Genomic DNA, 13,723 nt, shown 5'->3' on the forward strand with positions numbered 1-13,723 from the left:
TGGATTATGATTATGCGGTTGGAGATTGTCTGCCGGTGGGGCTGGGTTTGCCTGCATGACCGCCTTTCGTGGTCTTGGTCGATGTACGCTTTTGAGGCTTGGATTCGGGCGTGCGCCTTGTTTCGGTTGTCGTTGTTTCCGTTTCGTCCTCTTCTTTCCATGTGCCGTGCTGTTTGGCATAGGCTTCTGCGGCTTCTCTTGTGCGAAACTTATGCTCGTTGCCATGCTCATCCCATGCAGAGAACTCATTTTGATTGGAGCGGCCGTGTGCAGCCGCAGAGGCGCGAGAGTTGGCGGCCGAAGCGTCCAAACTGCCTTTTCTCGCTTTTTCGGTGGCGATTTTAGCCCGCTGGAGTTCGGGAGCTGCCTCGGCTTCTGCTTTCGCTGTGATAGCTTCCTGCTCGGCTCGGTTGGCCTTGCCTGCCTGCTCACGCTGTTTGTCAGGTTGCAGAACAGCCGCCCAACCGTGCGCCTCAGCTTCACGCTGAGCCTTTTCGCGTGCCAGTTTCTGACGCTCCTGCTGTGCTTCCAGTTCGCGCAAGGTCTTGGCACGCTCATTTTCAAGGTCTCCGAGTTTGAGCGAGAATTGCAGATACTTGTCGGCATTCTTCTCACGCTCCGCTTTCAGACGTTCAAGGCGTGCGTCAACGGCATTAGTCATGCTCCCTTTCTCATGGTTGTACATATCGGGAGCATACTGCGATGTAAAATACAGATTGCTCAACGCCGATATGCCGTCACTGACAGCAGCGATAATACGCTTGGATTTCTCCCTGCGCTCACGCTTCTTTCGCTCTTCCTCGGTTTCGGGGCGGTTGCCCTCCGCGTCCATCCAGTCTTGAATGGTCTTGATTTGTCGGTCAGTACCTGCGGTAGCGTCCACGCGCTGTTGCTGTTCGGGAGAAACAGCAGGCGTTTGGTGTTCCGTGTCGGTTGAAGCCGCAGGGGAATCCGCAGGTGGCGGTGGTGTGGGCGTAGTGGATGCACCGCCAGTCGGAGGAGTGACGGTCTGCTGTGCTTCGTAAGCCTCTAATGTGCCGGGGGCAGGGTTGGGTGTCGGTGTCAGTTCGGGTGCGTTGTCACCGCTATTCTGCGCGGCCCAGTCCGCTGAACCTCTTGGGGGGTCAACTGGGGTGGCAGCTTGGCTCTGCTCATATTGTTCTTCAGTATATCCTGCCATATGTCACAAAGGATTAGAAAGCACCTGCTATGCCTGCGCCTGCCTGTGCCACACCCTGCACGGCTGACGAGATAGCCTCGGCCTTTTTCATTTCAAAATTGTTGAGCGCGTCATTAATCTGCGCGTCACGTTGCTGATACGTTTGCTCGATCTGGTCTTTGCGTGCCTCTGCATTGACGGCAATCTGCGATGTGGCATCGGCGAGAGCCTGATTGTTGGCGGCTTTGGCGGCCGCAACACTCTCTTCCGTTCCACCCATCACAGCCTGCGCTCCGGCGGCTTGTCGGTTGCGGTTACGGATTGATTCCTCGGTTTTGGTTAGGATACGCTGTGCGTCCGCACGCTGGGTCGCGTCCTCATTATATCGGCGGTCATACCAGTCTTGGTTCGCCTGCTTCTGCTGTTGCAGATTCTTCTTGACCTTTTTCATTGCTTTGCTTGCCGAGATACCGCCGAAAATGCTCCCGACAGCCGACAAACCTGCGCCTACTAAACTTCCTATCATGATAGCGATGTTTCAAAAGTTATAATTCGTGCGCTAATTTACAGCACTATCTTTGCAGGCAACTTTTAAGTTTTGTATCATGGCAAAAGGTAAGAAAACAGGTGGGCGACAAAAAGGTACGCCCAACAAGGAAAACCCTCTCAAAGGGTATCTTCGCGCTCATAGCCTCGCATACTTTGAGCCGCGTGTACAGACCGACCCCGTAACTGGAGGATTGCGTGAGATTCAGCGTCAACGCCTCACGCAGGACGCCGAGGGAAATGTTTACAAGGTCATCGACCTTATTCCACTTACTGACTCCAAAGGCAACCCTGTCACGATGTCAGACTTCGAGGCCGACATGATTGCGCTCAATCCCAACGAGCGTGTCAGCGCGGAACTGCGCCTGCTTGAGTTCCATACGCCGAAGATGAAAGCCGTTGAGGTGGATATGGAAGTACACTCGGCAGTCACCATTGAGGACAGATTGCGCGAACTCTGCGGAGAAACTGACGAGGAAGAGGACTGACGCGCCCGGCCGTCTATCCAATCTACTTTTAGACACAACCATAGGTTTTTGCTCATAGTGAATAACGTGAATAATTAATAAACTCGAAAGCGACCCGTCCGTGAGGATATGTCGCTTTTTTCTTCCACCGACACCGCCATTTCAATAACCGAGATAGAACCAAACGAAAACCAAAAGCAAACCAAAGTGTAACCAAACACAAACCAAAACCTAACCAAAATATAACCTATGGTTTCCACCGACACCGCCATTTCAATAACCGAGATAGAACCAAACGCATACCTTCACGCGCGCGCGTGGGAATATCCTTTATGGAATTCCTCTATGGATTAGGACGTATATATTAAGTCGAATATATACTATGGATGTAGAAGAAAAATTTAAATCAAAATTTTTCTATGGAGTAGGAGTCGGAATATAGTTCGCTTCGCTCCGACGACGCCGACATTAAAAAATTTTTTTTGAAGATTTTTTTCTTTTGGCTGACGCGCCATAACCTGCTCCGCAGAAAAGAGAAAAAGAAAAAAGTTCCGCGCAAAAAGAAAAAGAGAAAGCCCGGCTCTGCTGTGAAACAAAGTCGGGCGAAAAACAAAAGTTAAAAGGCAAGGGGGCCGGGGTGCGTGCTATCTTTGCAGGTGAAATTTCAAAATCATATAGCGATGAATAGAAACTACAACTCAATCAAGGCTCTTGTTGGCGTAACCAACATCATCATCACTTCCGAACTTAGATACTCGGAGTTGCACGCCCTCGTTGAAAAATCTGCTGTCCTCGAAAATGGCATTCTCACAATCAAGGTCAAGGAATGCACCCTCGGCACTGAAGAGATAAACGCCCTTGCAAAACTGGGAGGAAAATATGTCGCATTTGATTTGACCGAATGCTAAAACCCTTTCCCTTTCGTGCGCTCATACACCGCCTCGCGGTCAGCGTCCACGTCCTTTATGCGAAACTGCACGGCACACCCGGTCGGGATTGTGTCGGGCAACTGCCCGGCAAGCCGGGCGATGACCTCATCAACGGTCCCGAAGCCGATGTCGCTGACCTCGGAAAGAACCTCTCCGCGAAAGTAGGCACGGGCATAGACCATCCGCTTGGGAGAAAGCCTGAACAACTTGTCGGCAGGCTCATCGACCCCTCGCGCCATTCCCTGCTTGCTCTTTGCCGTGGAGAAAAAGATAAAGTCAATCACTTTGGCATTCAACTCCCAGGCCGGAGTGAAATCAATCTTGATGTAGCCTCGCGTTATCGTATGCCCATGCGAATGATTCATACCAAACGCCACCTCCGCAATGCTCGCGCCACAGTCGTTCTGCGCCACAGTACCCCAAGTGTGACGGAACGTGTATGCGCTGTACCAACGCTCCTTCGGTATCCCCATGCTCTTGCAGAGCTGCTTTATGCCATTGTTCACATTCGCGTTGAACGAGTCCGAGGACGTGAACCGCTTGTGAAAGTTCAGCAAGTAGGGGTCGTCAGCCTCGGCCAGATATTTCTCAACTAAAGGCTGAATGATAGGCTCGACACGAATCTCAAAGTAAGCGTCATCGGCGCGGAACTTCTTCGTCTTGGCTCTCTTGTAGCAGATACAGCCGTTTCGGTAATCCTCCTTGCGCAGCTCGTAGATGTCGACCGTGTTCATGCCTGCGAGACACAGCACCATCTTCGCCACATCGCGCCCCAGTTCGGGCAACGGATCGACCATGCGTGTATCCGGGAGAGGTGCGGTAAAGAACAGCCTGCAATCCTCCGGGCTAATAGCTTTCTTGACCGTGCGGTCACTCTGTGGAATCTTTACCTTTCCCCACGGATTGACCTTTATGCGCAGATTGCCGTTGTCATAGTCATTGTACTCCTCAACCGCAGCCTTGAACACCTGCCTCATACACACCGGGTACATCTCCTTTGCCCTGTGCGTATGCTCCAGCGACTGAATCCACCTCGTTATCTGCGTTGAGGTAAGTTGCGCGAACATGATTTTGTTCGTGCCATAGAACCGCTCCATGTGTCCGAGAGCCTGCCGATAGTTCTGCGCCGTGCGCAACTGGTACCGGTCCACCATGCGGTCGATATGGTGGCGTGCGTAGTCGCTGAAGCAGATGTCAGCGTCACCTTGTGTCACATACTCGATAATCTGACGTACTGTCCACTTTGCGCAATCCTTGCGGTTGAGTTTGTCAGTATAGAGCAATATCATTCTCGCACAATACTCGTTCACGAAAGGGTCATTGATATTGCCGTGCTTGTCCACCATCTGCTTGGTGACAATCTTGTCGGTCTTGATATATCCCGGCTTGGTGTTCTGTGTCACCCGAATATAGACCTGATAGAACCCGTCCTTGCGCGGAGTTCTTACAACTGCTTTGAATGTTGCCATTTACGTTTGTAATTATGTTTGTAAATTCTTGTAAGTGCCTTGCTCGAATGATATAGCCGATTTTGTAAGTTTTGCCGACACATTCTGCATGATTATCGTGCAGAATGTACGAATCTCCCAAGCGCAACTTAGGCGGTAAGCTCCTTTTTATCGGAGCGTTACCGCCTAAGTATCGGATTACGTTAAGTTACGCTTACTCTTCGATGGCAGCCTGCGCCCTTTCGATATAAACTTAACAATCAAACACTTGACTTTTTGGTGTAAGCCTACAGTAAGCGAATATTTGTTTAATGTTTATCTAATTGAAGAACTTAATCTTCGAGGGCGGCTTGGGCCGCAGTAATATGGTACTAATATACAGAAACTTACATCTTATATGTAAGCGTTTTGTAAACACCACATAACAACAAAATCCCTTTGCATCTAAGAATGAAATGACGAGTTTAGTGCTAAAAAGACCCTGCTTTTTCGTCATTAAAGCGACTCATTCATCATTCAATGGCAACATTAATTTCTAATTCTTTATCTCCTTTCTTTTAATAGTTCAATGATAGCGTCCTTATCCTTTAAGTTGGAGTCAAGACGATTTATTTGTGCATTAAGACTATCAATCTGCTCCTTCAAGAGCTTGATGGTCTCTTTTAGATTTTCTGTATTTGATTGTTCTTTCTCCAGTTGAACTGCAAGTTCTGCATTACCTATTATATTATGGGCGTTTCCCTGTAATGAGACTGCCCCCCAATTAGCGGAAATCGGTTGCGGAATAGGACAGAACAAAGAGAAGAAATTACAATCCAAAGCCTCACTCACCTTGACGAGACGGTTTGTTTCCATGGTCTCCCTCTCCAAGATGCGATTTACGTGCTGTTGTGGTACGCCAATCCTGCGCCCCAACTCGGATTTGGACAACCCAAGTTCGACACGCCGTTTCTCGATTTCTGCACCCACATGCACGTGCTTGATGCTTATTTCCATAGGTTTCAATCATTAAATAGAGATTAAACCAAAAAATATCAAATATTTATTTGGCTACCTAAACATTATTGTGTTACTTTGCAAGCGTTATACACTTGATTAGTATATGCAAAGTTAAACATTAAACATTAAACAACCAAGTATTATGGCAGAAATTATTGTAAAAATCCGTCCCGCCCTCACTGCGCTCAAAATTGGAGAGTCCATCACTTTCCCTATTTCCAAGTTGAAAAGTGTCCGCACCCAAGCCTCTGAACTGGGAGCCATTTACAACCGGCAGTACAAGACTCAGACCAACAGGGAGAATATGACTATCACCGTGAAGCGTATTGACTAGCCGGTTTAATTATATGGATATTAAAATACTCCAAGTCTTAGACCGTTTGATTCCATACGACACCTTTCTGAATGACCTCGCGGCCAGAATTGTCAAGATGATGAAGGCTGACAACAACGACCCTGAATTTGTTAGCCAAAGAAAGGCATACGAGCTGTTTGGACGACGCAATGTAGAAAGATGGAAACGGCAAGGAAAAATAGAATCCTATAAAAGACCGGGAAAGGTGGAATACAGGACTTCCGACCTCCGCCTTTTGCAGCGTACCACCCAGGATTACTTCAAGACTCCTCCTTTAAAGAACAACAGGAAGAACCCCGAAAAGTAAACACTATTATGGCTATATATAAGAAAAGCCCATATAATAATATCCATATTTGATATGGAACAATACAAATAAACTGATTGGTAAGCATATTATGAAAGAAGTAATGCCAACTTGCAATCCTAACGGTGTTTATTCGGTAAAACGAACTTGTGCCGAACTGGGCATAAGCCATAAGACCCTTCATAAATATAGGAACAATGGTTATATCAAGCCATTGAATCCCCAAAACATTTACCGTCCCAAATACTCCGGCCAATCCATCATAGATTGCTGGAACCTCATGAAAACAATATGATTAGCGACTCCACCATCAACCAGGTCAGGAATCTTACCATTGAGGATGTCCTTCGTCCATACGTCAAACTTTCAAGGAAAGGTTCGACATTGATGGGACTTTGCCCTTTTCATCAGGAAAAGACAGGCTCGTTTGCGGTTACGCCAGCCAAAAATCTATTCCATTGTTTCAGTTGCAACCGTGGTGGGGATGCCATCACTTTCATCATGGAGAAGGAGAACCTCTCCTTCATGGAAGCCGTGGAGTTCATCGCCAGGCACAATAACATTGCCATTGAATATGTCCGGGAAGAAAAGAATGAGGAGCAGATAGCCGAGGCCAGACACAGGGAATCCCTCCTTGTTATTCTCGACCACCTGCAAAACTATTTCACAGAAAACCTGAGAATGGCAGACAATGCGGAGTGCAGGATGGCACGTGACTATGCCTATGGAAGATGGCCGGAGGAGTTTTGTTCTGTAAGCGGTATCGGATATGCTCCAAAGAATGGCAGCGACTTTATAGAGTATTGCCGTAAGCTTTCGCTTAACGAGGAACTGTTATTCGAGTTGGGTATGCTCAAAAGGGCGGAAGATGGTAGCACATACGCCATGTTTCGCCAACGAGTCATGATACCCATCCGCAATCGTTGGGGACGAATAATCGCTTACACCGCAAGATACATAGGAACTAATCCCCAAGCCCCCAAGTATATCAATTCATCCACAAGCATTGTTTATTCAAAAGGAGAGACCATCTTCGGCATAGACAGAGCCAGCCGCCAAAGGAACGCCGACTATTATATAATAGTAGAAGGTGCACCGGACGTATTGAGAATGCAATCCGTTGGATTCGAGAACACCGTGGCGGCATTGGGCACCGTATGGACGGAAAGCCAGTTTGAGCAACTAAAGAAGTACACCAACTCCCTCTGCTTCATTCCGGATTCGGATATAACCGAGGGAAAAGCGTTTGGCCCGGGTTTTGAGGCCGTGATGGAGAATGGATCTGCTGCCCTCAAGAAGGGATTTCATGTGACGGTCAGGGAACTTCCATTTGCGACAGCACCCATAGAAGATGACGAAGGACTATCTGAACCGGATTCTGGTTACGAAACAGACTTAAAAGCGACAAAAGTCATCAAGAATGATGCGGACAGTTTCATTCGCTGCAAAGAAGATTACATCTCACTTGTAGAAAAACATTTCATCACTTGGCTGGCTCAAAAACGATTCTATATCGCCTCTTCATTAGTTGAAGAACGTAAATGCGTTTCAGAGATAGCCGACCTCTTGCGCTATATCAAAGACCAGTTGGTATTTGACCAGTGCATCGAACAACTGGCCAAAATCCACGGCAAGGCAAAACTATGGAGGGATGCCGTAACACAGGCACGTGGCGAGGCAAGAAAAAGGAATGACCGTATCTCCTCCATGAACGACATGCAGCGTGAAGCGGAATTATTGCGCCAGTTCGGACTCTATATCCGTGAGAACTGCTATTATTCCGTTGGTAATGAAGATGAAGACCCGTCCAGAATATCTAACTTCATCATGGAGCCATTATTCCACATTGAGGACGAGAACAACGGCACACGTATCTTCAGAATGCGTAATACTTATAATATCTGCAGAGTCATCGAACTCCGGGAATCTGAAATGTGCTCATTGAGCAACTTCCAGCAGAAGGTCGGCTCACTGGGCAACTATGTATGGCTTGCCAAGATTGATAAGCTCAACCGGGTCAAGGAATACCTGTATTCCAAAACAGACACAGCCGAGCGCATCCGCAAGCTGGGCTGGAACGGCAATGAGAATTTCTTTGCCTTCGGCAATGGGATTCTGACCGATGGAGTTTTTAAGGAAGTAAATGAATTGGGTATCGTAAAAAGCCCAAACGGAAAAGCATTTTATATTCCGGCCACCTCAAAAATATACATCCACAATCAGGAAATCTTCCAGTTCGATCGGTTGATGATACACGAGAACAGAAACGGAGTGAAGCTACACGGCTTTGCATCCAAACTGATGGACGTGTTCGGTGAGAACGCTTCCATAGCCTTGTGCTACCTCTTCTCCACTCTTTTCCGTGACATCATTTTCAGACGTACCCGGCATTTCCCGATACTCAACCTGTTCGGAGAGAAAGGAACGGGCAAGACCACCTTAGCCACTTCCCTCCAGTCCTTCTTCCTGCACGGAGTAGATCCGCCAAACCTCGGTGTGACCTCCGTGCCGGCAATGAACGACCGGGTATCACAAGCCGTAAATACGCTTGTGGTACTTGACGAGTATAAGAACGACCTCGACATACGAAAGATAGCCTACCTCAAAGGACTATGGGGAGGTGGTGGCCAGACCAAGAAGAACACCAGTACGGACGGGATGGCTACCCAAACCATCGTGACCACAGGCGTGGCACTTTGCGGGCAGGATAAGCCCACGCAAGATATGGCACTCTATACCCGTGTCATATTCCTGGCTTTCTCAAAGACCTCCTTCAATCAGACAGAGAAGAAACACTATGAGGATTTGGTATCACTCTGCAATTTAGGCCTAACACATCTGACAGTAGAGATACTGAATCACAGAGAACTCTTTGAGAAAAACTTTCCTGAAACATACGCCATCACCAAACGGGAACTGGCTACGAAGTTGGAGAACGAAACCATCCACGACCGCATCTTTGGGAACTGGGTCATACCATTGGCCACGTTCCGCACGTTGGAAACGGTAGTAGATGTACCATTCAGTTATACCGAACTCTTTGAGACCGCCATCAAGGGAATACGCAATCAGAACGAGTTAGCCCAGGAAAGTTCAGAGATAGCCGACTTCTGGAATATACTCCAAGGCTTCCAGACATCAGGGAAATGTATTGACCGGGCGCATTACCGCATCCGCTATATGAAGTCATTCCGTCCCATATCAGCCAAAGAGGACATCGAGTTTCAAGAAGCCCGACCTATCCTTTATCTGAATATGGCAGCCATATCTTCACTGTTCAACAGCCGGAACATGAATGCGACCGCCAACCGTTCCAACTGGTCCACCATCATGTCGTACTTGAAATCCCATTCTTCATACTTGGGATTGAAGCAAGACCGCTTTACTATCCTGCTGCCAACTGGCTTACCGGATTTTACCATTGAAGTGATAGGCAACAACCAAACTGTTAAGAAGGTCAAGGTCAATCGTCCAAAGGCGTTATGCTTTGATTATCTGCAACTGAAAGAGATGTTCGGATTGGATTTGGAAACAGAAATGGTAACGGATGATGTGGATTTTCAAGAGGAGAATACTGCAACTCATAATAATCCCACTTAAAAATGCCAATTCTAAGCAAAAACGCCAAACCAATAGCCACTAAACATCATATTAGCTTTGCAAATACGCATTTCTTATGTAAATATCACAATCTAATAGATGAAATACCGTTTATTTTATGTAACTTTGCCTCAAAAGTAAATGACATGATAGCTGAAATTAAGTTTAAGAACATGTACTCATTCAAGAATGAGACTATTCTAAGTTTTGAGGCCGACAAGAGTGAAGATATGGCATCCTACCACGTAGTTGAGCTAGCTCCTGACGTGAGGCTGCTCAAAGTAGCTATTGTATATGGAGCCAATGCTTCGGGCAAAAGCAATATTGTGAAGGTGTGCGATTTCATCAAATCGTTCATCACACACACACCGCTCAACAAAGCAGAGCAAGTAGGTGTAGTGCCTTTTTTGTTGAATAAGACAACTCCGTCCCAATTATCGGAGTTCTCTATCTCATTCTACATTGTCCAAGACGACAAAGCTGTACACTATGTTTACAGCGCATCGCTGGATAGAGCCCATGTAGCCAATGAATCCTTGATATTTTATCCAAGCCAGCAACCGGCTACAATTTTTGAGCGTACCACAGAAAACAATGTGTCCGCTATCAAATTTGGTCAGAAATTAAAGGTAAGCAACGCTGTTAAAGAAGAAATCACCCTAAAATGTCTGCCCAATATGTCTGTGTTCTCAGCATATATGCAGGTAAACACGAGCATCAAGGAGATTGAAACGGTGCTGAACTATCTGAATGAACGTATGATGTCAGCCGTTACTCCCATGGTATCACTAAATGCTTTTGCAGAGAAGTCTATCAAGGAAGAGGTGGCTAAGGATTATATTTTACGTTATTTGCAAGAAGCAGATTTCAATATTTCCAATATTTCCACCAAAGAGCAAGAGACAAAGAAAGGAATGATAAACTACACCCTGTTTCAGCACAAGGTTTCAGACCAGGCAGGAGAATCGAATTTTTACGATTTCCCAGAAATGTTTGAGTCCGATGGCACATTGCGCACCTTTGGCATGGCAGCGCATATCCAGCATATTTTGAGACAGAATGCGTTTTTGGCTATTGATGAAGTGGATAATTCGCTACACCCAAAATTGATAGAGTACATCATTGAGCGTTTCTTGAAAGAATCCCAACAAGCACAACTACTACTTACAACCCACTATGATGGTTTGTTGGGCGAAGAAGACCTGCTTAGAAAGGACACCATCTGGTTCACAGAGAAAGGACCTGAAGGTGTTAGCGAGCTTTACCCTCTAACCGATTTCAAGGGTCTCAACAGAATCAGCTCGCTACAGAAAGCCTATAAGTTCGGGAAATTCGGTGCGGTTCCTAACCTCTAAACTAGAATAATATGAGAACAGCAAGAAAAAATGTTGCGACCAGACAGGTCATACATATTGTTGGTGAGGGACTGACCGAGTTATTCTATTTCAGCCACCTGAAGAAACTTCTAGGTTATCGGTATGCTATATCTCCACGTCTGTTTGAGAACAACAGCATAGAGAAGATTGAGAAGAAGATAAAGGAACTTCTGAGTGAAGACGTCTTTGTCATCTGCGTATTTGATGCGGATGTAAGCCGTCGTTCCGATACCGAGAATCGAAAGATGGCAGCCTTGAAGAAGCGCTACGAAAAGAATCAGAATGTCATTCTTTGCGATAGCTTGCAATCTATAGAATACTGGTTCTTGCTTCATTACGAAGATACTTGCCGTCATTTCCAAGACTCTGCCGCCACAGAAAAGGCTCTAAAGAAATATGTTCCGTCATACGACAAATCCCGGAAGTATCTGGAAAAAGAGAAATGGGTGGCAGACATGATTTCAGATGACAAAATGAAGAATGCCTGTAATCTGGCAGAAAAATACCAAGGCAGAGATTCGTATAGTGAAATATACAAGGCAATCCGAAAAATCGAAGAATAAGACCAAATCGCCATGGTACAGAAATTTTTGCAACAATACAAAGAAGCCTTCGGGGATGCAGCCCCACTTCCAATAGTTTTCGGCTATAGCCATGCGGCAGCCACGGAAGTACACAAAGTGCCACGCTGTATGATTGGTGCCATCCGTAAGGTTTGCAACGGAGAAGCTTTGACCTTGACCGCCGACAATGTACTTTGCGGTGGTGGAAGTCTATACACAAGATTTGCCCCCATGCAGGAGCGAATACCTATGTTCGTCTCTGAAACGGAGCGCTACAAACAGACCCCCGAACAAGTAAAAGAGTACATACGGAATCTGAATATAAGCCTTGTAAAGAAGCCATACCTCAATTTCATCAGAATGGATCAGCTTGCCACTCTTGATGAAATGGAAGGCATCTTGTTTTTCGCTACCCCGGATATGCTATCCGGTTTATGCTCATGGGCATTTTATGACAACAATGCGTATGATGCCGTATGCACAAAGTTCGCATCAGGATGTTGCAGCATCGTGACCTTTGCCGTACAAGAGAATCAGAAACAAGGGCGAAGCTGCTTCATCGGAATGCTTGACCCCTCTGCTCGTCCGTTAGTCCCTGCCAATGAACTGACGTTTGTAATCCCAATCAACCGTTTCCAAGAAATGTCGGAGACTATGGAACATTCCGCATTATTCCGCAAAGCATACTCCATCGTTAAGAAACGAATAAACGGAGAGATAGGGAAATAAAAAAGCTCACCATTTTATACCTATAATAGAGGTCATCTTCCCGGATGGCCTTTATTTTTCACACCTTAATCTTGATAACAGATAACTCCATTTTCTTATCCTTATTCAGGGTTTACTATTGTTCTTCAAAAAATAATATGTACACATTTTAAAGGTGACGGCGTTGACAAGACCTAATCCTTTATGCTGCAACAATATCGTTTCAAGATGTTGCGTTGACAAACGTTGACAAAGGTAGCCACTTTTTGAAATCTCAAAAAAATTGGAGCCAACCGTTGACAAATCACGAACTTCTATATATTATTCTCTTTTTAGAAGAAAAAAGATAAAGTATTGTATTATAGAGCATTCTCACGCACCTCCTTCTTCATTTTTGGCGTTGGCTTCGTTGTCAACGCTGTCAACCTCCAAATATATGCCTTTCTTATTCTTGGGAAAATGCTATTCCACCAACAGATGTCCATCGCATAAGCCAAGTATTTGTAGCGAGTCCAACAAACTTCGATATAATCCAATGAATTACAGATTGTTCCCATATTTAACATCTTGTGGCATTATCGTTATCCGCCTACCTTTACGGAAAAACAACTATGATGAAGCACAAAGATTTCACAGGAATAATCCCGGAGCAGACCTATTCGGTGAGTGAGGCGGCACGATACTTCGGTGTTCACCGCTGTACTGTCTATGCCTATATCAACCATCCCACAAAACCTTTGCCATTCGTGAGGTTGCCCGATAAAATCAAGACTGTCTTCCGTGGGATTGATTTGATTGCTTACAAAGCAGCCGGTCTCCCGAAGAGAGGACGCAAACGACAAGGGGACACCCATTGATAAGCATCCCCGGTAACCTTCCATTCAGTTAAGTCCATTCTTGGTGAATGCTGATCGGAAGGGCTTTTTACCCGACAACTCGGACAAGTCGCAAGCCAACAGCCACGCCTTGTTTCTTATATCTTCCATATCCGCTACAGCTTGCAGATACCAGGACGAGTCCATCGCCCCGGATTTTATCATCCATTCTTTAGCACACGTGGCGGGATTGATGGCATCCACAAAAGAAACGACCTCATTCGTAAGGCTGCAAATCTTATCATCCTTGACCTCAGCGGTGAAACTGAAAGGCACACCACTGAGGGTTTTCCGATGGAAGTCATAACAGCGGATGCCGTTCTTTATACTTACAAACACATTCCAGCCATTCTTGGTTGCAATACCATAGATTTTACTTTCTACCATTAGT

General features: G+C 46.1%; 15 protein-coding genes. 10 read left to right on the top strand and 5 right to left on the bottom strand.

Annotation, left to right across the window (positions count from 1 at the left end):
- Positions 1 to 10: 10 nt before the first annotated feature.
- Complete coding sequence (locus C5S62_RS12475; protein WP_104405704.1) at positions 11 to 1,180, bottom strand: hypothetical protein; 1,170 nt, start codon at positions 1,178 to 1,180, stop codon at positions 11 to 13.
- 13 nt (positions 1,181 to 1,193) lie between these two features.
- A complete protein-coding gene (locus tag C5S62_RS12480; protein ID WP_104405705.1) occupies positions 1,194 to 1,685 on the bottom strand; it encodes a hypothetical protein in 492 nt (163 codons plus the stop codon).
- A 79-nt stretch (positions 1,686 to 1,764) separates the two neighbouring features.
- On the opposite strand from C5S62_RS12480, the gene C5S62_RS12485 reads away from it, so the two are divergent.
- Entirely contained in the window at positions 1,765 to 2,193 is a 429-nt protein-coding gene (locus C5S62_RS12485) for a hypothetical protein (RefSeq protein ID WP_133159592.1), read from the top strand.
- Positions 2,194 to 2,852: 659 nt separating this feature from the next.
- Complete coding sequence (locus C5S62_RS12490; protein ID WP_104405707.1) at positions 2,853 to 3,080, top strand: hypothetical protein; 228 nt, start codon at positions 2,853 to 2,855, stop codon at positions 3,078 to 3,080.
- On the opposite strand, the gene C5S62_RS12495 is transcribed toward C5S62_RS12490, so the two are convergent.
- Positions 3,077 to 4,570 carry a phage integrase SAM-like domain-containing protein gene (locus tag C5S62_RS12495; RefSeq protein ID WP_104405708.1) on the bottom strand — a complete coding sequence of 498 codons (1,494 nt, stop codon included), beginning with the start codon at positions 4,568 to 4,570 and terminating at the stop codon, positions 3,077 to 3,079. The two genes, C5S62_RS12490 and C5S62_RS12495, sit on opposite strands and share 4 nt — an antisense overlap.
- 522 nt (positions 4,571 to 5,092) lie before the next feature.
- On the bottom strand, positions 5,093 to 5,545 hold the full coding sequence (locus C5S62_RS12500; RefSeq protein ID WP_016212981.1) for a helix-turn-helix transcriptional regulator: 453 nt from the start codon (positions 5,543 to 5,545) through the stop codon (positions 5,093 to 5,095).
- Between the two features lie 145 nt (positions 5,546 to 5,690).
- On the opposite strand from C5S62_RS12500, the gene C5S62_RS12505 reads away from it, so the two are divergent.
- The 8 genes from C5S62_RS12505 (at position 5,691) to C5S62_RS12540 (ending at position 13,314) form a co-directional block, all read left to right on the top strand.
- Positions 5,691 to 5,882, top strand: a complete 192-nt coding sequence (locus C5S62_RS12505) for a hypothetical protein (protein ID WP_016212980.1) — start codon at positions 5,691 to 5,693, stop codon at positions 5,880 to 5,882.
- Between the two features lie 13 nt (positions 5,883 to 5,895).
- Positions 5,896 to 6,210 (top strand): hypothetical protein, encoded by a 315-nt coding sequence (locus tag C5S62_RS12510; protein WP_016212979.1) that lies wholly within the window; start codon positions 5,896 to 5,898, stop codon positions 6,208 to 6,210.
- A gap of 91 nt (positions 6,211 to 6,301) precedes the next feature.
- On the top strand, positions 6,302 to 6,505 hold the full coding sequence (locus C5S62_RS12515) for a DNA-binding protein (protein WP_044214618.1): 204 nt from the start codon (positions 6,302 to 6,304) through the stop codon (positions 6,503 to 6,505).
- Entirely contained in the window at positions 6,502 to 9,810 is a 3,309-nt protein-coding gene (locus tag C5S62_RS12520; RefSeq protein WP_016212978.1) for a DNA primase, read from the top strand. The genes C5S62_RS12515 and C5S62_RS12520 overlap by 4 nt, the downstream gene beginning before the upstream one ends.
- A 146-nt stretch (positions 9,811 to 9,956) precedes the next feature.
- Positions 9,957 to 11,165, top strand: coding sequence for an ATP/GTP-binding protein (locus C5S62_RS12525; RefSeq protein WP_044214617.1), 1,209 nt, complete (start codon positions 9,957 to 9,959; stop codon positions 11,163 to 11,165).
- An 11-nt stretch (positions 11,166 to 11,176) separates the two neighbouring features.
- A complete protein-coding gene (locus C5S62_RS12530) occupies positions 11,177 to 11,749 on the top strand; it encodes an RloB domain-containing protein (protein WP_016212976.1) in 573 nt (190 codons plus the stop codon).
- A gap of 12 nt (positions 11,750 to 11,761) precedes the next feature.
- The gene (locus C5S62_RS12535; RefSeq protein ID WP_016212975.1) at positions 11,762 to 12,478 is read left to right on the top strand and encodes a DUF169 domain-containing protein; all 717 of its coding nucleotides are present in this window, start codon (positions 11,762 to 11,764) and stop codon (positions 12,476 to 12,478) included.
- Between the two features lie 590 nt (positions 12,479 to 13,068).
- A complete protein-coding gene (locus tag C5S62_RS12540) occupies positions 13,069 to 13,314 on the top strand; it encodes a helix-turn-helix domain-containing protein (protein WP_016212974.1) in 246 nt (81 codons plus the stop codon).
- A gap of 24 nt (positions 13,315 to 13,338) precedes the next feature.
- Here C5S62_RS12540 and C5S62_RS12545 read toward each other — a convergent pair whose 3' ends face one another.
- Positions 13,339 to 13,719, bottom strand: a complete 381-nt coding sequence (locus C5S62_RS12545; protein ID WP_016212973.1) for a hypothetical protein — start codon at positions 13,717 to 13,719, stop codon at positions 13,339 to 13,341.
- Between the last annotated feature and the right edge of the window lie 4 nt (positions 13,720 to 13,723).

The organism is Prevotella sp. MGM2 (assembly GCF_002933955.1).
Taxonomy (GTDB): domain Bacteria; phylum Bacteroidota; class Bacteroidia; order Bacteroidales; family Bacteroidaceae; genus Alloprevotella.

What these genes read in the sequence shown, in the direction of transcription:
- C5S62_RS12475 (WP_104405704.1), bottom strand. Translation starts at nt 1,180, where the DNA reads ATGGCAGGATATACTGAAGAACAATATGAGCAGAGCCAAGCTGCCACC.
- C5S62_RS12500 (WP_016212981.1), bottom strand. Translation starts at nt 5,545, where the DNA reads ATGGAAATAAGCATCAAGCACGTGCATGTGGGTGCAGAAATCGAGAAA.
- C5S62_RS12540 (WP_016212974.1), top strand. Translation starts at nt 13,069, where the DNA reads ATGATGAAGCACAAAGATTTCACAGGAATAATCCCGGAGCAGACCTAT.
- C5S62_RS12535 (WP_016212975.1), top strand. Translation starts at nt 11,762, where the DNA reads ATGGTACAGAAATTTTTGCAACAATACAAAGAAGCCTTCGGGGATGCA.
- C5S62_RS12485 (WP_133159592.1), top strand. Translation starts at nt 1,765, where the DNA reads ATGGCAAAAGGTAAGAAAACAGGTGGGCGACAAAAAGGTACGCCCAAC.
- C5S62_RS12495 (WP_104405708.1), bottom strand. Translation starts at nt 4,570, where the DNA reads ATGGCAACATTCAAAGCAGTTGTAAGAACTCCGCGCAAGGACGGGTTC.
- C5S62_RS12510 (WP_016212979.1), top strand. Translation starts at nt 5,896, where the DNA reads ATGGATATTAAAATACTCCAAGTCTTAGACCGTTTGATTCCATACGAC.
- C5S62_RS12545 (WP_016212973.1), bottom strand. Translation starts at nt 13,719, where the DNA reads ATGGTAGAAAGTAAAATCTATGGTATTGCAACCAAGAATGGCTGGAAT.
- C5S62_RS12505 (WP_016212980.1), top strand. Translation starts at nt 5,691, where the DNA reads ATGGCAGAAATTATTGTAAAAATCCGTCCCGCCCTCACTGCGCTCAAA.
- C5S62_RS12515 (WP_044214618.1), top strand. Translation starts at nt 6,302, where the DNA reads ATGAAAGAAGTAATGCCAACTTGCAATCCTAACGGTGTTTATTCGGTA.
- C5S62_RS12530 (WP_016212976.1), top strand. Translation starts at nt 11,177, where the DNA reads ATGAGAACAGCAAGAAAAAATGTTGCGACCAGACAGGTCATACATATT.
- C5S62_RS12490 (WP_104405707.1), top strand. Translation starts at nt 2,853, where the DNA reads ATGAATAGAAACTACAACTCAATCAAGGCTCTTGTTGGCGTAACCAAC.
- C5S62_RS12525 (WP_044214617.1), top strand. Translation starts at nt 9,957, where the DNA reads ATGATAGCTGAAATTAAGTTTAAGAACATGTACTCATTCAAGAATGAG.
- C5S62_RS12480 (WP_104405705.1), bottom strand. Translation starts at nt 1,685, where the DNA reads ATGATAGGAAGTTTAGTAGGCGCAGGTTTGTCGGCTGTCGGGAGCATT.
- C5S62_RS12520 (WP_016212978.1), top strand. Translation starts at nt 6,502, where the DNA reads ATGATTAGCGACTCCACCATCAACCAGGTCAGGAATCTTACCATTGAG.